A 25,573-nucleotide genomic window follows, 5' to 3' on the forward strand; every position below is an offset into this window, starting at 1 on the left:
ACCTATGAAGTATCATAGGATTTTTTTATAAAAACTCGAATTAACAGGTACGTTTTGTCTTGTTTAGTTTTCAAAGATCATGTTCGTTATCGCTCAGAGGCGACTTTCTTAATATAACATTTGAGCGCCGTGTGCGTCAAGTGTTTTTAGAATTTCTTTTTGTCAGCTTTTCTTTCAAAGCAACTCAGTTGCTCGTTAGCGACGTTTAATAATATACCATCATAATATTCATGCGTCAATATCTTTTTTCACAAAATATCCTCGATGATAGATTTTTTGTCCTTTTGTCTCAATCGGATCCACTTGAACAATTCCTTTTTCCACAAAGAAATCAATCATCACGCTAAGGTCAGGCGTGAAATACTTTAGATCAGGGTGTGCAAGAAGCTCACCAAAAAGCCATATATCCTTCTGTTCCATGACATGACGTAAATGAGCGGCACCAATTTCTGCTTTTGAATGGATCAAAAAATCATTTGCTAAAAATAAAAGTTCCAAACGCTTATGCAGACTTTCATGGCTTTCAATCAGTTCTGAATAAAGTTTGTATACTTCCGGCTCCATATGACGCACTTGGTTCCAAACGGTCACTTCTGGGTGGAAGCCTTTATCAATTACTTCAATACGTGCTAAGTGATGCAGGGCATGCACAATGGAATTATATGCATCAAGGAATTGATTTGACTCAAAAAATGCTTTTCCTTCTATATATCTGCGAATGAGCTTGCCATATTCTAAACCGATTTTGAGCTTGCGGTTTGAAAACGGGAATGTACTTAGTTCATCAATTAAGTTGAAGATATATTCATTTCGATCAAACAGGACTTTGCCATTCAAAATCCAATCGATGATTCGGCGGTTAGTACCGAGGGTAATCCATTCCTTCAGTTGATCATCTGTGACAACGTTTAAAGAAGCTGTTTGGTGATCGGATTCATAGTGTTTGATAAATACCGGCTCTTCCGCTTCTTTTACGATGACTAAAAGTGCTGCATCAAAGTTATCCGTCTCAGAAGATACTTTATGTCTTCTTTCTACTATAATCACAGCTAATGTATCTGGATGGCTTGCTCTCTCTTGATAAATAGGACGGAGAAGATTTTCCATAGTGATTCCTCCAATACTCGGGTGTAAAGTTCTTCTCTAATGCTATGTATTTCTCCTCATAGAATCAAAATTCCTTCAATACATGAAAAAAGATCATTGAATCATTATAAGCAATTTATTCACAAAACTCTATAACAATTCAAACGGAAAGGTAAAATGTGCTATATTGGAGATAAGGGGGACTAGGGATGGCGAAATACTCCAGTAAGATTAATAAAATCAGAACATTTGCACTTAGTTTGGTTTTTGTTGGCTTTCTGATCATGTATATCGGTGTGTTCTTCAAGGAATCGATCTGGCTGTCTACTTTCTTTATGCTGCTCGGCGTCTTATCGATTGGATTAAGTACAGCCGTTTACTTTTGGATTGGTATGCTTTCTACGAAGGCAGTACGAGTCGTTTGTCCAGGCTGTGAGAAAGAAACAAAAGTGCTTGGGCGTGTGGACATGTGCATGCATTGCAGGGAGCCGCTTACACTTGATCCAACATTAGAAGGTAAAGAGTTTGACGAATCCTACAATCGAAAAAAGTCATAAAAATAAGCTGACCATTTAACCGGTCAGCTTTTTTCATTAATGATTTTCTTTTTTCGCACATTCTTGACAAGTTCCATAGATCTCCAAGCGATGATGACTAACTGTAAAGCCCGTCACATGGGATGCAAGCTGTTCAACTTCATCAAGGCCAGGATAGTGAAAGTCCACGATTTTTCCGCAGTTTTCACAAATCGCATGGTAGTGGTCAGATGTCGCAAAATCAAATCGGCTTGAGGAATCACCATACGTTAATTCCTTTACTAATCCAGATTCCCGGAAGACTCGTAAATTGTTGTAAACCGTTGCGACACTCATATTTGGAAATTTTCCTTCAAGTGCTTTATATATATCGTCTGCGGTTGGGTGAGTCATAGAATTTACGAGAAACTCCAAGATGGCATGGCGCTGCGGAGTAATTCGAACACCGGTTTCTTTTAGAGCATCTAAAGCGTCTTTTAGTTCGTGAGCAGCCATTTCATCATGCACCTCTCTTCAAAAATATTCTTATATTATAATCTTTATAAATAGTGTACCCCCAGAGCCGAAACTTTGTCAATTACAATCCTCTTTTTTACCTATTCTTCTTTACAAAAAAGACCGGCATGACTGCCGATCTCATCCTGTTAGGATATTAAGCGTGAGCTTTCAATTCCTCAAGCGCTTCCTCTACGTGGTCTTTTACCTTTACTTTTCGCCATTCTTTCACAAGCGTGCCTTCTTTATTAATAAGAAACGTTGAACGCTCGATTCCCATATATTCTTTGCCAAAGTTCTTTTTCAGCTTCCATACGCCAAAGGCTTCAGACAATTTCTGTTCATCGTCTACAAGAAGCAGGAACGGCAAATCATGTTTTTCTTTAAACTTTCGGTGCTTGTCCTGACTGTCTGGGCTTACGCCGATAATGACAGCATCTAGTTCTGCAAAGCTTTGATGGCGGTCGCGGAAATCACATGCTTCTGTTGTACAGCCTGGTGTCATATCTTTTGGATAGAAATAAAGAACAATATGTTTTCCTTTAAAATCAGAAAGCTTTACTTTCTCCCCATTGTCACCGGTTAATTCAATGTCAGGTACTTGCTGCCCTACTTCGATTGTCATGACACAATCCCTCCAACCTATTTTTTAATTAGCCTATCCAATTTTGAGAGGATATTCAACTAAGGACGCTTGCATCGGCATGTTAAAATAATGATAGACGACGTGATACGTTGAGATAGGAGGCTAATTATGAAATTCACAGAATCAGAAAAATTACATCAAGAGGCGCTGGAGCACATTGTTGGAGGTGTCAACAGCCCGTCTCGTTCATATAAGGCAGTAGGCGGCGGTTCACCCGTTGCGATGGAAAGAGGAGAAGGCGCTTATTTTTGGGATGTTGACGGAAACCGCTATATCGACTATCTAGCAGCATACGGTCCAATTATTACAGGACACGCCCACCCGCATATTACAAAAGCCATCACGAAAGCGGCTGAAACAGGTGTCCTTTACGGAACACCAACGAAGCATGAAGTCACTTTTGCTAAAATGCTGAAGGAAGCCATGCCTGCTTTGGACAAAGTTCGTTTTGTCAATTCAGGTACCGAAGCAGTGATGACAACTATTCGAGTGGCACGCGCATATACAGGCAGAACAAAAATCATTAAGTTTGCCGGATGCTATCATGGCCACTCTGATCTTGTGCTAGTGGCAGCTGGCTCTGGTCCTTCCACTTTAGGAACACCTGATTCTGCGGGTGTACCAAAGAGTATCGCCAATGAAGTCATTACCGTTCCATTTAATGATATTGACAGCTATAAAGAAGCATTAGATCGCTGGGGCGATGAAGTAGCTGCTGTCCTTGTCGAGCCAATTGTCGGGAACTTCGGCATCGTGGAACCTAAGGACGGTTTCCTGCAGCAGGTCAATGACCTCACACATGAAAAAGGCGCACTGGTAATTTATGATGAAGTCATTACCGCTTTCCGCTTTATGTATGGCGGTGCACAGGACTTGCTTCAAGTAAAACCTGACCTTACTGCATTAGGAAAAATTATTGGCGGCGGACTTCCTATCGGTGCTTACGGCGGTAAAAAAGAAATTATGGAACAAGTTGCTCCGCTTGGACCAGCCTATCAAGCTGGCACAATGGCAGGAAATCCTGCATCCATTCTTTCAGGTATTGCCTGCTTGGAAGTTTTAAAAGAAGACGGCGTTTACGAACGTCTTGATCAGCTTGGCGCTATATTAGAAGAAGGCATTTTAGCCCATGCCAAAAAGCATCAAGTAGATATTACAGTGAATCGCTTAAAAGGCGCTCTCACAATTTATTTCACAACAGAAACGATTGTGAACTACGAGCAGGCTGAAAATACGGATGGCGAAATGTTTGCCCGTTTCTTCAAATTAATGCTCGCGCAAGGCATTAACCTCGCTCCTTCTAAATATGAGGCTTGGTTCTTAACGATCGCACATACTGAAAAAGATATTTCTGAGACGCTGCAAGCAGTAGATCATGCGTTTGCACAGCTGAAACAATCATAATGAAGTCCAAAACAGGCGTAAAAACATGCGCCTGTTTTTTTATTGACCAGCTCTTGTTTGTCAAAAGCGTGCGAATCTGTTACATTTCTTCTCAATACCTTCTTTTGATGTTTTCATGAACTTTCAAAAATCACTTGAATATTTCGGAAGACCGCTGTATATTACTTAGTTGTTTCATCAAAATATGAATGATAAATGACGAGTGATCATCTATTATCGAAAAGAAAGGAATGCAGGGACAAAACCAATGAAACTTGGAGCCCGTATTTTAAAAACTGGTATTGCCATTGTACTCGCGCTTTACCTGGCAACATGGCTTGGGTTGCCAACGCCCGTCTTCGCCGGAATTGCAGCTGTATTTGCTATCCAGCCATCTATTTATCGATCTTTTTTAACCATTGTTGATCAAGTGCAAGCCAATATTATTGGAGCAGCACTTGCCATTACGTTCGGTCTGCTTTTTGGCACAGGACCAGTCATTATCGGTTTAACGGCCGTCATGGTCATCGCCATTAATTTAAAACTGAAGATTGAACACACCATTCCGATTGCACTTGTAACCGTCATCGCGATTTTAGAAAGTGCAGGGGATCATTTCCTTTCCTTTGCCTTAATTCGAACAGCTACTGTGGTGTTAGGAGTTCTTTCTTCCTTTTTAGTGAATTTAATCTTCCTGCCGCCAAAGTATGAAACAAAGCTTGTTCATCACATTATGGAAAATACGGAGGAGATTTTAAAATGGATCCGTCTGACCTCCAGACAGTCTACTGATCATTCCACTTTAAAGGATGACATCGATCAAATAAAAGAACGCATGATCAAATTAGATCACATTTACTTGTTATACAAAGAGGAACGAAGCTATTTAAAGAAAACAACCTATGTCAAATCAAGAAAGCTTGTTTTGTTCAGGCAGGCCATTATGACATCAAATCGCGCGTTGTATTTGCTGAAAAAGCTTCATAAATTAGAAAATGAAATTCATTTGATGCCTGAGCATTTCAGGGAAAGCTTAACGGATGAAATTGATTATTTACTGTATTGGCATGAGCGCACCTTGATGAAATTCGTCGGAAAAATGAAGCCGCAGGATGATGAATTTCAAAATGAATGCTCTCTTCGCCTTGAGACGTTAACGAAATCATTTATTCAGCATCAGCAAAACCAAGAAAATGACCTGCTCGATTACAATATGCTGAATGTCATGTCCAGCATCATCGAATACCGTGATGAATTAGAGCATTTAGATACATTGATTACAAGCTTCCAGACGTATCACCCAAAAGATAGTGAGATTGAGACAGAGGAAAAAGAAGCATAAACAGAAAAGACCGATTCCTAGAATCGGTCTTATTTTATTTTATTTTATTTTATTTTCTTCATTTTAGGATCTAGTGTATCTCTTAATCCATCTCCCATCAGGTTAAAGCCTAGAACCGTCAGCATGATTGCTATCCCTGGGAAGAATAATGTCCAAGGGGCTTGAACGAGATAAGGTCTCGCGTCGGCGAGCATTTTTCCCCATTCTGGACTTGGCGCCTGTGCACCCAATCCTAAAAAGCCTAAAGCCGCTGCCTCAATAATTGCCGTTCCGATCGCTAGCGTCGCCTGTACGATGACCGGCACCATACTATTTGGCAGAATGTGGCGCAGCACGATGCGGCGGTGTGACATCCCAACCGCCTTTGCTGCCAGCACGTATTCTTCTTGTTTAATACTCAGCACTTTTGAACGAACGAGCCGTCCAAAAGTTGGGACATTAATAATCGCAATGGCAATAAGGGCATTTTGTAAGGAGGGGCCTAGGATGGAGACAATAGCAATCGCTAAGAGAATGCTAGGAAAAGCAAGTAAAATATCAAACAATCTCGAGATCACAGCATCTAGCACTCTTCCGCCATAGCCAGCTATCAATCCAAGCAGTGTGCCTAAAATGACAGACCCGAGAACCGAGAAGAAACCGACCCATAAGGAAATCCGTGCTCCATGCACAACTCTTGAAAAGATATCTCTACCGAAATCATCTGTACCAAACCAGTGTGCAGCTGAGGGGGCACTAAATCGCTCACCAAGTGATTGTTCATTGATTCCATAAGGAGCAATGAGCGGTGCAAAGATCGCTAGGATGAGAAATAAAAAGACAATCACACTGCCAATGACCGCCAGCTTATGCTGAAAGAACTGTTTCATTGATTCAAGAATCAATGATTGAGGGCGTTCATCTTTTGGCTGAGGTGGGTCAAGCTCTTTTTGTGCTTCCATATTGTCACTCTCCTTCCCTAATATTTAATCCTTGGATCAATAACCGCATACAAGATGTCCACAATGAAATTGATCAGGACAAATATGAGCGCAACGACGAGAATGCCTGTTTGAATGACTGGGTAATCACGATAACTGATGGCGTCATATATATACCGGCCAATTCCCGGCCAAGCAAAAATGGTTTCTGTTAAAATCGCTCCACCAAGTAAGAGGCCTGTCTGAAGACCAATAATCGTCAAGATCGGAATGAGCGCATTTTTCAGACCATGCTGATAAATGATGAACAATGAACGTACCCCTTTTGCTTTTGCTGTTCGAATAAAATCTGAATGAAGCACTTCCAGCATACTTGCCCTTGTAATTCTCGCAATAATCGCTGCAGGGATTGTCGCGAGTGCTGTACTTGGTAAGATCAAATGCTTGATACTGTCAGCGAATTGATCAAACCGGCCTTGCAAAAGCGTGTCCAGCGTATGAATATACGTAATCGATTCGACTGGATTCCTTACGTCTTCTCGGCCCGTTGTCGGCAAAATACCTAATTCGATCGAGAACAGCCACTGCCCCATTAAGCCTAACCAGAAAATCGGCATGGACACTCCGATAAGTGCAATAAACATCGCGGCATAATCAAAGAAAGAATGCTTAAACCAAGCACTAATGATTCCGGCATTCACTCCCACGACAATCGCCAGCACCATGGCAAAAAAGGTCAATTCTAACGTCGCAAATAAGTAAGGCTTCATTTCCTGGGCAATAGCCGCTCCTGTTCGAATAGAAGTCCCTAAATCCCCTTTTAAAAGGCCAAGCATATAATGACCGTATTGAACGTACCATGGCTGATCTAAACCGAGCTGGATCGTTAATTGTTCTACTGCCTCTTTCGTTGCCCGCTGTCCTAAGATGACCTGCGCTGGATTTCCAGGTATAAAACGAATAATTGAAAACACGACCAATGTCATTCCGATCAGTACTGGGATGAGCATTCCTGCCCGCTTCATACAATAAGCAAACAAACAGCTTTCACCGCCTTCATCTTTGTTTGAATAAGGGAGATACAAGATCTCCCTTATTTGCTTATTCGAAATACACGTCAGTCAAAGCCTCTGAACCAGTTGGATGCGGCTGGTAGCCTTTTAAATCATTAGATGCAGCAAGCATTGGGATTGAATGCACCAATGGAATCCAAGGCGCTTCGTCATGAATGATTTCCTGCGCTTTTTTATACAGCTCATTTCGTTTCTTTTGATCTGTGTCTGTTTGCGCTTCAATGAGAATGTCATGCATTTTATCGTTTTCGAAGAATGTATAGTTGTTACCGCCAATGCTATCTTTGTCCAGCAGTGTGTAAATGAAATTATCTGGATCGCCATTGTCCCCTGTCCAGCCTAATAAGAACACATCTGCTTCCCCTTTACTTGCTTTATCTAAATAGGTCGCCCAGTCATATGTCACAATTTCTGCTTTGACGCCGACTTTTTCAAAATTTGACTGAATGACTTCTGCTACCTTCATCCCATCTGGCATGTATGGACGTGGTACAGGCATTGCCCAAAGCTTGATGCGAAAGCCGTCAGGGAAGCCCGCTTCTTTTAATAGTTCTTTCGCTTTTTCTGGATCATACGGATATGGCTCAATGTCATCATTGTAGCCTTCTAAAGCTGGCGGCAATGGATTTTTTGCTGGCTCAGCAAGTCCGCCATAAAATGACTCAATAATCGATTCTTTATCAACCGCATAATTGAGTGCCTGACGAACGAGCTTGTTATCAAGCGGCTTTCTTGTGACGGTCAGACCGATATAGCCTACGTTCATCGATGGTCTTTCAATGAGCTGGAGTGCTTTGTCGGTTTTAATGCCATCTAAATCTGACGGATTCACGCCATCCATTAAGTCGATCTCGCCTGTTTTAAGGGCATTTAAACGAGCAGAGTTTTCTGGAATGGAGCGAAAGATGATTTGATTCAGCTTTGGTTTATCCTTCTGCCAATAATCCTCATTCTTTTCTAACACGATACGGTCGTTTTGCTTCCACTCTTTAAACTTGAATGGTCCTGTCCCCACCGGATTTTCTCTAAATGAATCACCGCTTTTTTCAACAGCCGCTGGACTGGCAATGCCAAATGGTGACATAGCGATGTTTTTAAGGAATGTCGCCTGCGGGCGCTTTAGCTGAAATTCAATTTCATGCTCGCCTTTGACGATGATGTCTTTAATGACATGCCCTTTATCTTTTTTATAGCCGCCAAACATGCCATAGTAAGGGAACTTTTCTGCGTCTCCATTCATCCAGCGGTCAAAGTTGAATTTCACTGCTTCTGCGTTAAAATCTGTGCCATCGTGAAATTTCACACCTTCTCTTAAGTAGAACGTGTATGATTTTCCGTCCTTTGCAACATCCCATTCTGTTGCGAGGCCAGGATGGATGGTTATATCTTTCTCACCGTAATTCAAAAGCTTTTCAAATATATTCTCTGTGACCTTGAAGGTTTCACCTTCTGTCGTTGTGATTGGATCTAGTGAAGTGGAATCTCCCCCTCTGCCAAATACGAGGGTATCTTTTGTTGCCTTTTCTTCCGATGTCGGTGAAGACGAGCATCCCCCTAAAAAGAGCGCCAGTACCAGCACAAAAATGAAACTACTGAATAACCATGTCTTCTTCATTGTGTTCCTCCTTTTGATATAAATAACATGCAGCCGCATGTCCCGATTCCTTCTCATGCAAAGCAGGAACGGCTTTCAGGCATTTCTCCCATCTTTTTGGACACCTTTTGTAGAAAGGACAGCCGCCGCGTTCCGCCATTGTGGTCTCTTCTGCTGCCACATCTTGCGACTCTAGTACGTGATCCATATGTGGAATGGATTTCAGAAGCAGCGACGTATAGGGATGAAGCGGGCTGTGAAACACCTCTTCGGCAGGCCCCATCTCGACAATGCGCCCAGCATACATGACGGCGATCCGGTCGCTCATATATCTGACAACCCCAAGGTCGTGAGAAATAAATAGATACGTCAGAGAAAGCGTCTTTTGTAATTCAAGCATCAAATTCAAAATTTGCGCTTGAACGGATACATCTAAAGCCGAAACTGGTTCATCGGCAATGACAAGACTTGGGTGCGTAATGAGCGCTCTAGCAATGCCAATACGCTGCCTTTGTCCGCCGCTGAATTGGTGCGCATAACGTTCCCCGTAGGAAGGATCAAATCCAACAATGTGCAGCATCTCTTTAACCCGTTTCCGTCTTTCTGCTTTCGTCCCATGATGATGAACAATCAGCGGTTCCTCTAAAATATCTTTGATTTTCATTCTCGGATTTAAAGAAGCATAAGGATCTTGAAAGATCATTTGAATATCTTTTCTTAAGGAACGCATGTCTCGTTCTTTCAGAAGGGTGATCTCCTGCCCTTTTAATTGAATAGAGCCTGACGTCGGTTCAGTCAATCTCATCAAGCTTTTGCCAAGTGTTGATTTCCCGCAGCCTGATTCACCAACAATGCCAAGCGTTTCTCCTTCCTTCACGTGAAAGGAGACTTGATTTAAAGCCAAAGTCAATTGTTTATGTTTAGAAAAAAAAGCAGCTGTGTCATACCGTTTTGTCAGCTGATTCACTTGCAAAAGTGGGTGACTCAGTGTCTTCTCCTCCTTCCATTAGAAAACATGCCACGCGGTGATTCTGTTCAATAGATTGTAAGGCTGGATCTTTTTCAAGACATTGCGCCATTTGATATGGGCAGCGTGGTGCAAATTGACAGCCGGACCGGATGGCACCTGGCTTAGGCACATGACCTGCAATAGAGATGAGTTTTTCTTTTTTCTCTTTAAACGATGGAACTGAGGCGAAAAGACCTTTCGTGTAGGGATGCAGAGGTTTTTGAAAAATACGGTCAACGGTTCCTTCTTCTACAATTCGACCGGCATACATAATCATGACTCGCTGGCATATTTGCCGCACGACGCCTAGATCGTGGGTTATAAATAAAATAGCTGTGTCCATCTCTTCGTTCAGCTTTTTGAGTAGACGAAGGATTTGCGCTTGGATGGTGACATCAAGTGCAGTTGTCGGTTCATCAGCGATCATGAGTTTTGGGTGACAAAGCATTGCCATTGCAATCATCACACGCTGGCGCATACCGCCTGATAATTCATGTGGATATTTTTTCAGCAGCGATTCTGCTTGCTTCAACCCAACTGTTTGAAGCAGATCAATCGCCTTCGCTTTTGCTTCTTTTTGACCGATTGATTGATGTGTGAAAAGGGCTTCCGTCATTTGTTTGCCGATGGTCATTAATGGATTCAGAGAAGTCATGGGCTCTTGGAAAATCATCGAAATGTCATTTCCTCTTATCTCTCGCCACTGTTTCTCTGAAAGTGACAGCAGATTTTGCCCTTCGAAATGAACCTCGCCCGTTGTATCGGTTTGCTGATTCAGACCCATCAATGACATGCTTGTGATGCTTTTCCCGCAGCCAGATTCGCCCACAATTCCTAACGTTTCCCCTTTTTGTATCGAGAACGATATGTGATGGACGATGGGCACTTTTTGCTTTTTCTGCTGAAACGCAATGGACAGCTGTTTGACATCTAGCAGCACGTCTTGTTCTTTCACATATTCACCACCCCGTCATACTTTTTAAAATTGTATTGAGACAAGCTGGGAAATATGTCATGTTTTTGACAAGCATAAAAAAGCCTATCCGCTAGAATCGGATAGGCTTCTACTAATTTAATGTTTGAATGGTAAATAAATGACGATAGTGACTGTCTTGGTTCATTAATTCTTCGTGTGTTCCTTTTTCCACTATTTCGCCTTGTTCCATGACCACAATTTGGTCAGCGTGTGTAATGGTTGATAAGCGGTGTGCGACAATAAAAGTTGTGCGATCCTTCGCCAGCTTTTGCATCGCTTCTTGAATGTAATGCTCACTTTCTAAATCAAGTGCAGACGTTGCTTCATCTAAAATCAACAGCGGTGGATTTTTTAGAAATACCCTTGCAATCGAAATCCGCTGTTTTTGTCCGCCTGACAGCTTTACGCCCCGTTCTCCTACTTTCGTGTCATATCCTTCAGGAAGAGACATAATAAAATCATGCGCATTTGCCGCTTTTGCAGCCGACACGATTTTTTCAAAAGGTGCTTCAGGGTCACCAACCGCAATATTTTCTTTAATCGTGTCACTGAATAGGAATGTATCCTGCAGCACCATTCCGACTTGATTTCGAAGACTTCTTGCTTTGTACTCTTTTATATCAATGCCGTCAATTTCAAGTGACCCGTTTGTGACATCATAAAACCTTGGAATTAAGCTGACGAGTGTCGATTTTCCTCCGCCACTCATTCCTACAAGGGCAACCGTTTGTCCTTTTTCTACTTTTAAGGAGATATTGTGCAGAATCTCTTCCTGCGTGTGTTCATAACGAAACGACACATTTTTAAACTCGACCTCTCCTTTTAAATGATTGGCTTCTTTTGCATTCGGCCGGTCTGTGACCTCATATGGCTCATCAATAAACTCAAAGATCCGATCCATTGACGCAACGGACTGGGTTAACGTCGTAGATGAGTTAATGAGACGGCGAATCGGATTGTACATCCGGTCAATATAGCCGACAAAGGCGATCATGGTCCCGATCGACAGCGATCCGTTAATTACTGTGTAGCCCGCAAATGCAATGATTAACAGCGGCGCAATGTCGGTGATGGTATTGACGACAGCAAATGTTTTGGCGTTCCAATTCGTATGGTTGATTGCTTTGTTTAAGAAATTTTTGTTTTCATCATGAAAATTCTCTTGTTCATATTCTTCAATCGCAAAGCTGCGAATGACCGGCATTCCTTGTACCCGCTCATGCAGGTGTCCTTGCACTTCAGCCAGCGCCTGTGACCGCTCTTTTGTCAGCTTGCGCAGCCGTCCGTAAAAATACTTTACTGCAAACGCGTATAGTGGAAAAATAATGACAGACACGATCGTGAGCTTCAGATCCAGTGTACACATAATGGCGATCACGATCAGTACAGTCATCATATCCAGCCAAATGTTCATGAGACCTGTGATAACAAATTCCTTTGTCTGCTCCACATCGTTGATCACTCTTGAAATAATTTCTCCTGTTCTCGTGTTGGCATAATAACGAAGACTTAGCTTTTGAATATGCGAGAACAGCTTCTCCCGAATATCAAACAATACTTTACTGCCTGTCCACTGCGCGTAGTATTGTCTATAGTATTCAACAGGCGGCCTCATCACTAAAAATAATACGAGCATGATTCCCATTATGATCAGTAGAGTTGATGTCTTTTCTTCAGGCGACCCCGAGCCTTGAATGACATCATCAATGACATACTTTAAAAGCAGAGGCAATGTTAACGGAATCGAGAATTTAATCATCCCGATGACCATTGTCAATGCAATCTGTTTTTTATACGGTGTTACAAAAGCCATGTAGCGTTTAATGACCCCCATGTAAATCTCCTTCCCAATCTATCAGTGCCTCTTATCCGTACGCAGTCAAAAACCTGTTAGCCTAAAAAGCCAAACAGGTTTTTTGATGCTCTTGCTTATTTTGTATAATGTAAAAAACGTTCATACCACATATCCACAAATTCAGGAGCAAACGGACCTTTCCGCTGGTGAATCCAATGCAGTAATGTATTTAGATGCTCTCTTAAGATACTATCGATTTCTTTTGGATAATTCATCTGCCTCTTATGATCTGCATATTCGTCCTCATCCAAAATATTGTACGTCATGTCTGGAAAGACTTTGACGTCTAAATCGTAATCAATATACTTAATTGCCTCATCATCTGTCGCAAAAGGAGAGCTGATGTTGCAGTAGTAATATACCCCATCATCTCTAAGCATCCCAATTACATTAAACCATTGTTTTGCATGGAAATAGCAAATAGCCGGTTCTCTCGTCATCCAAGTACGGCCGTCGGATTCAGTCACCATTGTACGGTCGTTTGCACCAATGATACACAATTCCGTTGCTTTCAGAATGGTGGTTTCATTCCAAATCCTGTGGATCAAGCCATTATGTTTATAGCTTTGAATTTGGATGGTTTCTCCTTCCTTGGGATAGCCCATATTTTCTCCCCTACTTTCTATAACAAACAAACCTAACAGTCCAAAGACCTAATTTCCCAACTAAACATGTCTCTATTATATTATACCGTTACATCATTAAAAAATGAAATGAAAAAGCCATTCAACCCAATTGAACGGCACACTGATTTACATCACGCTAGAACTCTTTTCCATCTGTTTATATGAATTGATGACCTCTTCTGTCTGTTTTGTAAATAAGGTTTGCACTTTTTGCAGTTCCTCACGTTTCTGTTTGATCTGATCACAAAGCCTATGCCACTCTTCTTTTTTTTCATCCTGCAGCAATTGTTTTTCTGTTTCTAAGCATAGATCGAGTTCTCCCTGCACGTCGAGCAGCTGATCCATGAGCTGCATTTGTTCTTTTACAAGCTGATCGAAATCAGACATCTAACTCCTCCCTTTTCATCTAATCCACTTTTTGTATGTATACCATTTCTTGAAAGAAGGAGGAAATCCTTTGACTGTTTATGTAGAGGTTTTACAGGTTTTGTCGGATGGTGGTGCGAGGCAAAAAGAAAAGCACTTCATTCGTATATGAAGTGCTTTCCTTTGTTTCAGTGATTAGCTGTTTTGTTGTTTGTTTTGCTCAGCTTTTTGGTTGTATTTTTTTACATGCTGTGCGTCAGTCTCGCTAGCAAATTCAGTGCCGTATTGACCACCTTGTGCAGCAGCTTGGTTTTGTTTCTTCACTTGTTGTGCGTTTGTTTTGTTTTGTTGTTGATCCATCATTATCACCTCCACGCACATTAATTTGTGCAGAAGGTGTACATCCTATTCATGAATTTTTTAAACAAGCAAAGAACGTCCGCCATCGACAATAATCGTCTGGCCTCTAATCATGTCTGCTTTGCCTGATACAAGGAATTCCACGCTGTCGACCATGTCTTTAATTTCCACCATTCGGCCGGCAGGTGTGTTTTTCTTCGCATCTTCTAAAAGCTCTTCACGGTTCGGGAAGTGCTTAAGTGCATCTGTATCGATCGCGCCGCCTGATACAGCGTTGACGACGATATTTTTTTGTGAAAGCTCCACTGAAAGGTAACGTGTTAAAGCTTCTAGTGCTGCTTTTGATACACCGACTACTGTGTAATTTTCAAGGTAGCGGATAGAGCCAAGAGAGCTAATACTGACGATATGTCCGCCCCCGTTTTTCTCCATTAGTTTCGCCGCTTCTTGTCCGCAGAATAACAAAGCTTTCGCATTGATATTCATCGTCCAATCCCAATGATTTTCTTCAAGGTCCATAATTGGACGCTGAACCCCTGATGCCGCGTTGTTCACAAATACATCTAAACGGCCAAAGGTTTCGTCAATTTGCTGAAACATGTCTTTGATTTTCTCAGGCTGGCCAACATTGGCTTTAACAACCAATGTTTTAACGCCCATCGCTTCAATTTCTTCCGCTGTTTCAAGTGCGGCTTTTTTGCTTCTCGCATAGTTAATGACAATGTCATATCCTTTTTCAGCGAGGCGAAGGGCCACTTCTTTCCCTACTCCTCTGCTGCTTCCTGTAATTAATGCACATTTACGTTGACTCATTATGGTTCATCTCCTGATTTGAATAGTTTTCGTTCATTCGCTTCACACTAATAGGAAAGTTCCTATTAGGAGGTTACATTCATGTATGTCGGACGCGATTTAAGCCAGCTTGGCATGATGTCCAAGGATCAATGGAAAGATACTGAGCTTGCTTACTTTCATCATGCTTTCCAACAAATTTTACCTTATTTGAACGAAGAAGGGCAATCTAAGTATCGAGAAATCATTTCTGAAATCGAAGACCGCGGGGGTCTGCACCGAAATGAAGCTGATTATACCCACGGTACAACGGTTAAATACGACTAGGCTGCTCAAGTGCCAGTTTCCAAATTTTTTGGTGTGAGACTGGCAAAGCATACGCCTCAAATTCTTCTGTTGTGACTTTTTTCAGCATCATGTCATCAGATACAGAGGTAACTCGTCCAAAGAAAACAGAAATATTCCAGATGAGGTGGGTAAATACATGCTGAATGGTGCCTTCTAAATCACCAAGCTCCGCTTGTACACCCGCCTCCTCTTTTAAGAAATCAATCAGCTGCTCTTTTTCCGTTTTTCTTCCCTTCATGGTTTCCATGTTAGGGAATTCCCATAAATTCGCAAGGAGGCCTGTACTTGGCCGCTTATGAATATATAGGTTGCCTGCGTCATCAAATAACACCGCTGCTGCCATTGATTTTGCAGTCGGCTTTTTCTTTTTGCTTTTCACTGGGAGCTCATGCTGAACGCCTTCCTCGAGTGCCGAACAATGCATGTTCACAGGGCAAATGAGGCAGGCAGGGGAAGTTGGAGTGCAAATGAGCGCACCAAGCTCCATCAGCCCTTGATTGAATTCTGACGGCTTTTCCCGGGAAATGAGCTGATCGACCGCAAATTCGAAAATATTTCTCGTTTTTGGTTTTGCAATATCATCCCATACGGACAAAATACGAGAAATGACCCTCATCACGTTGCCGTCTACCGCAGGATACGGCTTGTTATAGGCGATACTCAGCACTGCGCCGCTCGTATACGGGCCTACACCTTTGAGCTTTGAAAATTGCTCTTTCGTATTAGGGACAACACCCCCGTAGGATTCATATACTTCTTTCACAGCTGCCTGTAAATTACGCACTCTTGAGTAGTAGCCAAGACCTTCCCATGCTTTCATGACCTTTTCTTCATCAGCTAAAGCGAGATCCTTCACCGTAGGGAATTGCTCCATAAACCGGTTGAAATACGGAATGACTGTATCCACTCTCGTTTGCTGAAGCATCACTTCTGATACCCAGACGCGGTATGGATCTTGATTTTCACGCCATGGCAATGTTCGTTGTTCTTTTTCATACCAATCAATTAAATCATGCTGAAAGCCCGCAATATCTTTGCGGTCCAGCTTTTCTTGAATGTCTTTCATATCTATACTCCTTCTCATTGGACCGAGGGCTAACGTTCTGAATAGAACCTTATTTGTTGTATACTGTTTGTAGATACGTTAACATGTTACATTAAATCGGGATAAAGCAAAAGTGATTTTGCACATAGTCTTGATTGGAGACGTATACTTTGTATGATTGTTCCTAAGCATGACAACTAGGAGGTAATCAATTGGACACTGGTACTCATGTAGTAATGGGCATTTCTCTTGGGGGACTTGCACTTTTAGATCCAGCCGTCAGCGCAGATCCACACATGGCACACGCCGTGATGATCGCGACCATCGCCGGCTCCCAAGCACCAGACATTGATACTGTGCTAAAACTAAAAAATAATGCGGTTTATATAAGAAATCACCGAGGATTTACACATTCCATTCCGGCTGTACTGTTTTGGTCATTGCTGATTCCGGCTGTGATTTTTCCATTTGTGCCGGGGGCGAATTTACTTCACCTTTGGTTATGGACACTATTAGCTGTTGTGCTTCATGTGTTTGTTGATATTTTCAACGCATACGGTACGCAGGCCATTCGTCCATTTTCGAAGAAGTGGGTAGCGCTAGGGATCATTAATACGTTTGATCCGTTTATCTTTTTTACACACCTTGTCGCCATAGTCGTTTGGGCGATTGGCGGACATCCCGGCTATACGTTTATTACGCTGTATGCGGTGATTTTCTGTTACTATATCGTCAGGGTCATTATGCAGCTACAAATTAAACGTCAACTGCGTGCACGATTCGATGAAATTGAAGAGATTATCATTTCGCCTACAATGAAGTTCAGACAATGGCGCATTGCCGTGAAATGTAAATCCTCTTTCCATGTTGGGCGCAGCATGAATGGAGAAGTCGTCATTTTAGACACCTTTAACCGAGTGCCGGTCCCTGATACTGAAATTATGAAAATTGCTAAGCAAGATGAAAATATTTCAGCCTTTCTCTCCTTCTCCCCTGTCTACCGGTGGGAAGTGGATAAATACAAGGATCATTATGAGATACGGTTCATTGATTTACGCTACCGCAGCAAAGGTCATTATCCTTTTGTCGCGATCTGCCATATCGACATGGACCACCAAATCAAAAATTCCTATACCGGCTGGATTTTCAGTGAAGAAAAACTGCAAAAAAAATTAAGACTCGGCTCTGTGTGAGCGAGTCTTTTTTTGTTGTGTAGAGCTTGGATTTAGGTGGATAGATATTTGAATTTATGTAATTCGCAGAAACTGTGAACTATGCACTTATGTTGAGTGCGATACCAGGCTTTCCTGTCTTTTCCCACCATTCACCATTTCAATCCATGCACTCATGTTGAGTGCGACTATTTGAACCTGTCCTTTTCGTCCATCCAAACGAATTTCAATCCACGCACTCATGTAGAGTGCGACAATTATGGAACGAATTGGAGCTATGAATATAAATATTTCAATCCACGCACTCATGTAGAGTGCGACCCCTTTAATGCCTTTTTCTTTTGCAAGGTTCATATTTCAATCCACGCACTCATGTAGAGTGCGACGTGAATTGCCTGCGATTGATAAAAAGGAATCGAATTTCAATCCACGCACTCATGTAGAGTGCGACACGCTAACACTGCTGCGGCTGCAATTACAGCGAATGAATTTCAATCCACGCACTCATGTAGAGTGCGACAACCGAACGACTTCATAGAAAAGCAGAAAGAGTGGATTTCAATCCACGCACTCATGTAGAGTGCGACTGTTGGCCGAAGTAGTTGGTTATAAAAAAATTGATATTTCAATCCACGCACTCATGTAGAGTGCGACTCCAAATATTCATTAGCACTTGTTACTATACCAATTTCAATCCACGCACTCATGTAGAGTGCGACTAGGAGGTCTTATTTAAACAAAGGATGAATTAATTATTTCAATCCACGCACTCATGTAGAGTGCGACTAGTATACTTTGTTTATTTGGCAAGAGATAATCATTTCAATCCACGCACTCATGTAGAGTGCGACGTCATGCTTCATCATTAATTTTTGAGCTAAGATATTTCAATCCACGCACTCATGTAGAGTGCGACTGCGATTTCCGCCCTAATTATAACATTTTTTAGGGAATGATCGTCAAAATCCTTAAGTTTCTATATAGAATTTTGTTTTCACCCCTAAAAAATATACATTTTTTCTCATTTTTGTCGAATAAAACGGTGCGAATGTTCCAGGGATTTTATGTTCACCTCACATTCGCACCGACTTTTTCTTAGTATGAAATCTATTGAAACTTGTTAATCATACTTCTTTATATTTCAGCAACAATTGAATTCACTTAGATTCATGACTACTGAGGCAGGAGGCAGGGTTATGTTTTCGCAATTATTAATCCACCCACTCACGTAGAGTGCGACCTATTTTGACCAAAAAAGTCAGCGACGCTTCAGATTTCAACCCACGCACTCATGTAGAGTGCGACAGCAATTAGAAAATGTGACGTAGAAAGCGCTAAATTTCAATCCACGCACTCATGTAGAGTGCGACGAAAAAATAGGAGCGGTTAAACATGAGTTAAGCGCAATTTCAATCCACGCACTCATGTAGAGTGCGACTGCGATTTTCGCCCTAATTATAACATTTTTTAGGGAATGATCGTCAAACCCCTTAAGTTTCTATATAGGAATTAAGTTTTCACCCCTGAAAAATATACATTTTTTCTCATTTTTGTCGAATGAAACGGTGCGAATGTTCCAGGGATTTTATGTTCACCTCACATTCGCACTTAGTCTTATGAAATGACGTCGTCCATTTTAAGTCTTCCATAACCTGCATTTGTTTTAGCACCGATTCCTTCGTGTTCTAAAGCTCCTAGTAAGATGGTTTTGGCGAGTTCGAGCCATTCCGCATCTTCTGATAGATTCTTTTTTGTTTTCAATAGAAGTTGAAAGCGGCCGTTGACCACCGTTAAGAAATGAATCGGTGTTGGTGAGTCATCGTCTCGAGGGGCTGGAACACTTCCCCCTTTGTTCATCTTATCTAGCTTGACGCTGTTGTAGTCTGAATGATGTGGTGTCATCACATCCACTTTGAATGCTTCTCCTACCGTCTCTGGCATCATGAGCGCATCATGAAATTCGATGATTCCGGCACGTTCGTTTGTTCCAAACAATGTGTTGTAATCACTACCACCTTGTTTTAGTTCTTCAAAGTTTTCACCTAATACAGAATGGGCATAATGAGAGGCTACGCCTTTTAAAGCTGTTCCTGGTAAATAAGGAATGCCGTATATCGGGTGTAATAACAATCCCGTTTCAAGTACACCCTCTCCTCCATGTCCAATGACTAACGGCGATATGGACTTGACTAGGCATGTGGGGTTCATATCGGTATAATATTGCTCCACAAATCTTTCATACAAAAAGCGATTTTCCCCCCACTGTTTTCGATGTAGACGAATCACATTTTCATAAAATGACTGCTTCTCCGCACTGTCATTTATGATGTCCGACAATGTAGAACCACCAATCTCCCATTTGCTTTTGTTTAAGGTTAATGACAGATTCATTGGATGTCCTCCACATTTTCCGCCCCTTGTTCCACCTTTAAAATAGATTCCGCATATCTTTTGAACCAAACAGATGCACTTAAAGCTTGTCTTGATTTGATTAAGTAATTTCGATTAGAAGCTGACCAATCTCCTTGTATATCTAGTGTTTCTTTTATATCCTGAACGAATTGTTGATAAGCATTTCCTTTTTTTGATTTTGCTTCAAAAAATGTAATGGTGAGCCTTAATCCATTTGTTAAGATCATTGAGGCGAATCTGTGACAGAGTTGTCCATATTGATTTGAGAAATTCTCCTCATTCGTTTTAGCATTCATCACATGTTGATACGCTTTTTCAGCATAATGATGTTGAATGAGTTTCATGATCCCTCCCCTCCTGTCATACGCCAGGATACTCTTCCTTTACCTACGATTGTGTTTCCACCTAATTGAAGATACATCTGTTTTTCTAGTTGATTTAAAAGTTGGTGTCTAACAGATAAATCATTGCTTCCATCAACACGATCACACCACATGAGCCCATAAAATATGGCTTCTGCTGGTACATACTCTTCATACCAGAGAGCTCCTTTACTAACTGTTTGGGTTTCATGATCAATTCTAATACGAGGTGTCACTTCAGAATTCATGGTGACAATGTATTGAAAAACGTCATCACTTACAATCACAAATCGTTCTATCCAAAGAGTTTGTGATTGTTTATCGTCGAATAAAAGTTTGGCCATCTGTTCAGCAAAATCGGTTAGTTGTGGAGATTTTTTCGCAGCCCCTTGAAATTCACCTAGATATAATTCGTCATTCTCTACTAATTTAGAATTCATGGTGACTAGCGTGCTTGATTCTTCTATGAGATCAGGGATATCCAGCGATACGCCTAATGCTTTTGCATCGCGGGCTAATCTTTTCAATATGAGTGGACTTGCCACATATCCAAATGTACCGTATCTACTCGCCACCGGGAATGAAAATAACCGGCCATCTGTCATGACGACTGCTCCTGCGCTTCCATCTTGATCTCCTTGTGTACCAAATACTTTTTGTACGAATGTGTCTTGTCCTTTCGCGCGATAATGCTCACGCTGCACGCCTTTGATACTGCTTCCAGGTATAATCGGCCATTCTGTTACTTTTTCTCGTTGAATAGGCATATCAATCACGCCAACTCCTTCACCCGCTCCAATATGAAGGGGGGATAAACAATGTATCCAAAACCAACGGCTTGCTTCCATGTTCTCACTCCTCTTATTCATTCGGTTTCCATGTTCCCCAAAGTGCTAACCCGCAGCCATCTTCACGATCAAACGCTTCTTTGCGCCGGTTACGATCGGATACTGATTGAAGCCACATTTTTTCAGCCAGTTCTGCTGGATCTCCTTCTTCTACTGTAAAGAAGTATACGCTACCTGCGGGGACTAAGCGGCGTATTGCTTTTTCACGCCCTTTGTCTTTATTTGCTAAACTCCATCCAGAGATAGGCTGCCAATGTGGAACAGAGGCCCAAACCAATTTGAGTCGTACATTTGTATCAAATAGTGGTTTTGACATGAGCTGTTCATCCAGCCATCCGGGCTGCCATCCTTTACTGAAATAAGCAGGTGTCGCCAATATCATGCGAACATACGGCTTGTTCTTAAGCGATTCTTTAATCATATCTGGACATGTCCAATCTTGTTGGTATACATGCGGCCGGTCTTCTATATGAGCCAACCTCCGTTCACCACCTATCGGGTGAATGCCTGAGAAAGGCTTTAATTCTTCTGGCTCTTCAGTAGATAACTCTATTCCTGCCTCCAGTTTAAAGTCATCTGGGAATATGAGCGATTCTGTTGAAAATAGATGCTGATCTTTTGCCTTTTTACTGCCAGTTTCCACTTCAATTTGTGTTCGTTCCTGACGCTGTAATGCTGGAATAAATGCCGGTGGTGTTTCCTTTTTGAAAGAATGATTTTCCTTCTGCATGTGTTGGTATTCAGTCAAGGCTTCCTTCACCTGACTCTCATCCACTGCGTCTGTCAGCCAGTTCACCATCCACTTTAGTGATACAAAAGCAGGCGGCGATTTCATTTTTTTACGAGCACCAGCTCCAATTGGCGGCCATAATGCCTCACTAAAACGGCCTGTTTTTCCTGTACCAAAAAAGCCCTGTCCTTCCGACATCATTGGCTTTGGTCTCAATTGATTCATCCCATACTCATCATCGAATAACTCAAGGTCATTAGGCATTGGCACATATAAATGATCATGCCAGCGATATAAAGGACCTCGCACAAGAGATTTTGAATAATAAGAAAGTGGCGTCGTGTGTTTGATTGATTGTCGTTTCTTTGCTAGAGCTGTACGAAGTGTTCCTGCGACCACACTTGGCGGAACATCGTTTAGTGAACGCGCCCGTATACCTGGTACACTTTGAAATGGGCGTGCATCACGAATAAGCAGCGGATCAAGCGGTTGAATGTGAAACCATCTTTCAGGCATGTCCACTTACCTCCTCCAGTTGAAGAGCAATGATCATACATTCAGCGATTGTATGTAATTCTTCTAATGTATTCTTCTTCGGTATATACTTCGCAATCAATTGATCGATCCACTCTTTCGTTTCTTGCTCTGTTTTTGCTTCCGTTTTCTTTTTGAATGCAAGACGTCTTATCTCTAGTGGAATGAGTTCATCTAAAATTTCCGGCTGTTTTCTAAAAGAAGACTGTTCGTATGTTTGATACAACTCTCGTAAGCCATATGCAAAGCCATTCGTGAAATAAGACTGTTTTAACCACGTCGTCATCTCTTGGATAGAGGCCACTGGATCTATTTGAAATGAGACTGAGATATTCATTGTGTCTCCTCCGCCTCGCTTTTGGAAATGAATCGCTAATGAATTTCGCTCTTGTTTTGCAAATTGTTCAGCCTGACGTGCCATGCTTCTTACTTCTTCGAGAGGCTCAAGCATATGGACGATGGCGATTCCAATTGAAATCGAAGGAGGTGTCTCACTATGTTGATGAGCCTTCATCGTTGAAACAAATTCACTTTGTAATTTCCCAGCTGCTTCTAAGCATTGGTGCACCGGTACATAAGCCATGACATCATCTCCACCGCCGTAGATCAATGTACCTTCACATTCGGAAATAATCCCACGAGCCTTTGAAGCAAAAGTTGAGAGTGTTTTAGAAAATGCAATATGGCTTTCTACATGCTGTATATTTCGCAGTTGGCTGCCCATCTTATCTCCATCCGCCATGAGAAAGGCATAGTAAGGTGAAGGTACTGGTGGTTTGATCGGCTGGCCGTGATGCTTGCTGTATTCACCTTTGAAATATTTTTCAAGCAGCTGTGTGATGTTATTTTTTGCTTCTGTTTGTGCTATTCCAACAAGTCCTCGTTGTTCAAGAAAATCTTCTATTCTTCTTTCATAAAAAAGCGATGCCTCACTCAAATCAAGAGGAGCTACTGTCAGATTCATATTCTCAAGATACGTTTCTACATCTTTCACATATTGTGTGGCTGCTTTCTTCATCTGTTCATTTTGTTCCAACATGTTTTGATAGGGAGCAAAAGCTTTATCGCAGACAGATGGAAATGTCTTGCTCGGATGCTTATGTAAGGACAATCGTTTGATCACTGAAATCGCATCTAATGATTCATGTTCACCAATTCCCAATTTCGCTAGTTGCGCCACTTGCTGTGGTGTTTTTTGCTTTTGAAAAACAGACTCTCGTCCACCGTCAAGTGATGATTTTGGTTCACCGAATAACGCCCCTGGCTCATTTTGTTTAAAATCTCTTAAAGTCTTCCTTGCAGCCATTAAACCTTCAACTTCTTGAAGAGCCAAATGATATGGACTTGCGGACGCATTAGCCGCTTCCTCTTGAGTTTGCATCTCAGTCCACACAGCATAAAATTCCAATAAATCATCTACTTGTCGATTCCATGTGCCTTTTTGAATATAAGGATCAACTTTCCCTCTTACAAAGTCTGCGTATTCCTTCCACTTGTCATATACTGCTTTTTTTACTTGTCTTGCAATGGTTGAAGGCTGTTCGTGTGAGATTTCCCCCAGTATTTTATTTGGTGCGTTGTTTGATTCTGCAGAGGATTCGTTGAACACAGGGAAAATAAGCGTTCCACCCAGTTCCTGAAATTTCTTCGCACCTGCTTTACTTAATTCAGATAGAAGAAAAGAGCCAAACCATAAATCACGCGTCCGCCTTGCTTGCGCAATGAATTCTTGAACAGGCCCTACAGAAAATAGCATTAATGTTTGTTTTTGTGATTCTTCTGACAAAATGTTTGCACCTCCTTGCTATGTAAAAAGGCTTGAATCGCCGATGAGTGCGTCCGGCCACTCTCGTCTTGTAATGGGTTGTTTGAGTAGGTGGCTGTTGGGTAGATACTTTGTTCATCTGTCACATCGGGCAAAGGCTTTCTGTCCCCTAAAAGCGATAAAGCTTCGATCTTTGGTTGCTGCAGCACCATCACCATGCCCACTGATTCCTTTTGATTAATAGCCAATGGTTTTAAGATGAGTGGTGAAGCTAAGCGATCCTTTCCTTTAGGTAGGAGCGTTACAGGATCTGGATCTTTCCCACTATCTTTAGGAGCAAATCGGAACTGAATTGGCAAACCAAATTGAGCTCTAGGAAATGCTTGATATTTAAATGGTTTCTCTTTTGGATAAGGGATGTGATGACCTGATTTAGCCTTACCTGTTAACAGACGAATAGTATCTGCTTCCGGCCAGCAACTTCTTCCCCTTTTTTTGTCCGGGTTAGATCTTCTTCGAAATGTTTCATATGTCTGAATGACGGATCGCCAGCTTGAGATCATAGATAATGGAAATGCCTGTACTTTGAATTCACGACTAAGCGTCGGCCATTCCCGACTTGATGCTGGCAATTGGATGTCATATTCTAAAAGCTTTTGCTCAAACCATTTTTCCAATTGGCTTTTTGTCCTCTTGTTGTATGGTGAAAATTGCTTGCAATATAAACTGCCACATCCACGTCTCGTTCTTGAACCAAGTCCACCGAAGTTGATCCAAGCCCATAATGCTGCTCCAACTTCTTTTTTGATTAACTCAAAATCGGTTGTTTTTTTAGATAACCGGATATTTAAAGAAAATTGCGCCTTCATGAGGTATGGTGTTTCATCTTTCATATTTGAAAGAACATACCGTGGAAAAGGATGCTTTTTCTTTTTAAAAAATACTTTTGAATTTCTTTTCACTTCGTCTTTTTCATAATGGGTTACCACTTGAATCTGGCTCGCTTGTTCTGTATGACCAAATATCTCTGCTTCTCGTTTAGATAATTCATTCGCATTCTTGCAGGCAGCTCCTCGAGTTGCACGCCACCAGAAACGAAGATGTCCACGAATTGCACTTTCACGAATCGGTCTGTCTTGATCAATTGAGTTTGATTGGGGCCCTCCCCCAAACATTGGCGTAACCAAATGAATAGTGAGCGGCTCTTTAAAAAGTCTTTGGTCTTCATGAATTTTCGTGTCAATCGCATGTTTCACATCATGCCAATTCGTTTTGGGTTTTCTAGATTCCCTTGTCAT

24 protein-coding genes, 1 pseudogene and 1 CRISPR repeat array are annotated in these 25,573 nt (G+C 41.7%); of the genes and pseudogenes, 5 read left to right on the plus strand and 20 right to left on the minus strand.

From position 1 onward, the window contains the following. Window positions 1-228: 228 nt before the first annotated feature. Window positions 229-1,107, minus strand: coding sequence for a nucleotidyltransferase-like protein (locus tag QSJ46_RS16560; protein ID WP_047203844.1), 879 nt, complete (start codon window positions 1,105-1,107; stop codon window positions 229-231). A gap of 188 nt (window positions 1,108-1,295) precedes the next feature. On the opposite strand from QSJ46_RS16560, the gene QSJ46_RS16565 reads away from it, so the two are divergent. Further along, a complete protein-coding gene (locus tag QSJ46_RS16565) occupies window positions 1,296-1,643 on the plus strand; it encodes a YgzB family protein (RefSeq protein ID WP_047203845.1) in 348 nt (115 codons plus the stop codon). Window positions 1,644-1,679: 36 nt separating this feature from the next. On the opposite strand, the gene perR is transcribed toward QSJ46_RS16565, so the two are convergent. Next, complete coding sequence (gene perR / locus QSJ46_RS16570; RefSeq protein WP_003217782.1) at window positions 1,680-2,117, minus strand: peroxide-responsive transcriptional repressor PerR; 438 nt, start codon at window positions 2,115-2,117, stop codon at window positions 1,680-1,682. Between the two features lie 157 nt (window positions 2,118-2,274). Then, window positions 2,275-2,742 (minus strand): thioredoxin-dependent thiol peroxidase, encoded by a 468-nt coding sequence (bcp, locus tag QSJ46_RS16575; RefSeq protein ID WP_285605035.1) that lies wholly within the window; start codon window positions 2,740-2,742, stop codon window positions 2,275-2,277. A 129-nt stretch (window positions 2,743-2,871) separates the two neighbouring features. On the opposite strand from bcp, the gene QSJ46_RS16580 reads away from it, so the two are divergent. Continuing rightward, window positions 2,872-4,167, plus strand: a complete 1,296-nt coding sequence (locus tag QSJ46_RS16580) for a glutamate-1-semialdehyde 2,1-aminomutase (protein ID WP_285605036.1) — start codon at window positions 2,872-2,874, stop codon at window positions 4,165-4,167. Window positions 4,168-4,414: 247 nt separating this feature from the next. Next, window positions 4,415-5,488, plus strand: coding sequence for an FUSC family protein (locus QSJ46_RS16585; RefSeq protein ID WP_024425203.1), 1,074 nt, complete (start codon window positions 4,415-4,417; stop codon window positions 5,486-5,488). Window positions 5,489-5,532: 44 nt separating this feature from the next. Here the strand turns inward: QSJ46_RS16585 and QSJ46_RS16590 are convergent, their stop codons facing one another. The 10 genes and pseudogenes from QSJ46_RS16590 to fabL all read right to left on the minus strand — a co-directional run bounded on the left by QSJ46_RS16590 (window position 5,533) and on the right by fabL (window position 15,080). After that, window positions 5,533-6,429 (minus strand): ABC transporter permease, encoded by an 897-nt coding sequence (locus QSJ46_RS16590; protein WP_048240058.1) that lies wholly within the window; start codon window positions 6,427-6,429, stop codon window positions 5,533-5,535. 17 nt (window positions 6,430-6,446) lie between these two features. Next, a complete protein-coding gene (locus QSJ46_RS16595; protein ID WP_041087395.1) occupies window positions 6,447-7,448 on the minus strand; it encodes an ABC transporter permease in 1,002 nt (333 codons plus the stop codon). 61 nt (window positions 7,449-7,509) lie between these two features. Next, entirely contained in the window at window positions 7,510-9,096 is a 1,587-nt protein-coding gene (locus tag QSJ46_RS16600; protein WP_285605037.1) for an ABC transporter substrate-binding protein, read from the minus strand. Next, window positions 9,071-10,048 (minus strand): ABC transporter ATP-binding protein, encoded by a 978-nt coding sequence (locus tag QSJ46_RS16605; RefSeq protein ID WP_081258403.1) that lies wholly within the window; start codon window positions 10,046-10,048, stop codon window positions 9,071-9,073. The genes QSJ46_RS16600 and QSJ46_RS16605 overlap by 26 nt, the downstream gene beginning before the upstream one ends. Further along, on the minus strand, window positions 10,017-11,039 hold the full coding sequence (locus QSJ46_RS16610) for an ABC transporter ATP-binding protein (RefSeq protein WP_106025907.1): 1,023 nt from the start codon (window positions 11,037-11,039) through the stop codon (window positions 10,017-10,019). The genes QSJ46_RS16605 and QSJ46_RS16610 overlap by 32 nt, the downstream gene beginning before the upstream one ends. Window positions 11,040-11,151: 112 nt before the next feature. Continuing rightward, entirely contained in the window at window positions 11,152-12,894 is a 1,743-nt protein-coding gene (locus QSJ46_RS16615; protein ID WP_099663068.1) for an ABC transporter ATP-binding protein, read from the minus strand. Between the two features lie 95 nt (window positions 12,895-12,989). Further along, window positions 12,990-13,520 carry a nucleoside tri-diphosphate phosphatase gene (gene ntdP / locus QSJ46_RS16620; protein ID WP_024425209.1) on the minus strand — a complete coding sequence of 177 codons (531 nt, stop codon included), beginning with the start codon at window positions 13,518-13,520 and terminating at the stop codon, window positions 12,990-12,992. A 147-nt stretch (window positions 13,521-13,667) separates the two neighbouring features. Next, complete coding sequence (locus QSJ46_RS16625) at window positions 13,668-13,928, minus strand: YgaB family protein (protein ID WP_039177303.1); 261 nt, start codon at window positions 13,926-13,928, stop codon at window positions 13,668-13,670. Window positions 13,929-14,102: 174 nt separating this feature from the next. Next, window positions 14,103-14,252, minus strand: a pseudogene (locus tag QSJ46_RS16630) (gamma-type small acid-soluble spore protein); the annotation flags it as partial. 75 nt (window positions 14,253-14,327) lie between these two features. Next, on the minus strand, window positions 14,328-15,080 hold the full coding sequence (fabL, locus tag QSJ46_RS16635; protein WP_024425211.1) for an enoyl-[acyl-carrier-protein] reductase FabL: 753 nt from the start codon (window positions 15,078-15,080) through the stop codon (window positions 14,328-14,330). A gap of 81 nt (window positions 15,081-15,161) precedes the next feature. On the opposite strand from fabL, the gene QSJ46_RS16640 reads away from it, so the two are divergent. After that, window positions 15,162-15,386 carry a hypothetical protein gene (locus tag QSJ46_RS16640; protein ID WP_003217808.1) on the plus strand — a complete coding sequence of 75 codons (225 nt, stop codon included), beginning with the start codon at window positions 15,162-15,164 and terminating at the stop codon, window positions 15,384-15,386. Here the strand turns inward: QSJ46_RS16640 and mutY are convergent. Next, a complete protein-coding gene (mutY, locus tag QSJ46_RS16645) occupies window positions 15,373-16,473 on the minus strand; it encodes an A/G-specific adenine glycosylase (RefSeq protein WP_106025906.1) in 1,101 nt (366 codons plus the stop codon). The two genes, QSJ46_RS16640 and mutY, sit on opposite strands and share 14 nt — an antisense overlap. 191 nt (window positions 16,474-16,664) lie before the next feature. Between mutY and QSJ46_RS16650 the strand changes: the two genes are divergently transcribed. After that, entirely contained in the window at window positions 16,665-17,645 is a 981-nt protein-coding gene (locus QSJ46_RS16650; RefSeq protein ID WP_285605038.1) for a metal-dependent hydrolase, read from the plus strand. A gap of 136 nt (window positions 17,646-17,781) precedes the next feature. Continuing rightward, window positions 17,782-18,541: a CRISPR direct-repeat array (repeat unit 32 nt; unit sequence ATTTCAATCCACGCACTCATGTAGAGTGCGAC). Between the two features lie 697 nt (window positions 18,542-19,238). On the opposite strand, the gene cmr6 is transcribed toward QSJ46_RS16650, so the two are convergent. Genes cmr6 through cmr1 form a run of 6 tightly spaced genes read right to left on the minus strand, consistent with a single transcriptional unit; the run spans window position 19,239 to window position 25,573 of the window. Next, entirely contained in the window at window positions 19,239-20,015 is a 777-nt protein-coding gene (cmr6, locus tag QSJ46_RS16655; protein WP_247544710.1) for a type III-B CRISPR module RAMP protein Cmr6, read from the minus strand. Further along, window positions 20,012-20,380 (minus strand): type III-B CRISPR module-associated protein Cmr5, encoded by a 369-nt coding sequence (cmr5, locus tag QSJ46_RS16660; RefSeq protein WP_047204185.1) that lies wholly within the window; start codon window positions 20,378-20,380, stop codon window positions 20,012-20,014. Before cmr5 ends, cmr6 begins: the two co-directional genes overlap by 4 nt. Continuing rightward, window positions 20,377-21,246, minus strand: coding sequence for a type III-B CRISPR module RAMP protein Cmr4 (gene cmr4 / locus QSJ46_RS16665; RefSeq protein ID WP_285605039.1), 870 nt, complete (start codon window positions 21,244-21,246; stop codon window positions 20,377-20,379). Before cmr4 ends, cmr5 begins: the two co-directional genes overlap by 4 nt. 13 nt (window positions 21,247-21,259) lie before the next feature. Next, window positions 21,260-22,492 carry a type III-B CRISPR module-associated protein Cmr3 gene (gene cmr3 / locus QSJ46_RS16670; protein WP_285605040.1) on the minus strand — a complete coding sequence of 411 codons (1,233 nt, stop codon included), beginning with the start codon at window positions 22,490-22,492 and terminating at the stop codon, window positions 21,260-21,262. Next, window positions 22,485-24,296: a type III-B CRISPR-associated protein Cas10/Cmr2 gene (gene cas10 / locus QSJ46_RS16675; protein WP_285605041.1), complete on the minus strand. Its 1,812-nt coding sequence runs from the start codon at window positions 24,294-24,296 to the stop codon at window positions 22,485-22,487. Before cas10 ends, cmr3 begins: the two co-directional genes overlap by 8 nt. After that, complete coding sequence (gene cmr1 / locus QSJ46_RS16680; RefSeq protein ID WP_285605042.1) at window positions 24,266-25,573, minus strand: type III-B CRISPR module RAMP protein Cmr1; 1,308 nt, start codon at window positions 25,571-25,573, stop codon at window positions 24,266-24,268. The genes cas10 and cmr1 overlap by 31 nt, the downstream gene beginning before the upstream one ends.

The sequence above is a fragment of the Bacillus sp. YKCMOAS1 genome (genome assembly GCF_030268125.1).
Taxonomy (GTDB): Bacteria; Bacillota; Bacilli; order Bacillales; family Bacillaceae; genus Bacillus; species Bacillus safensis.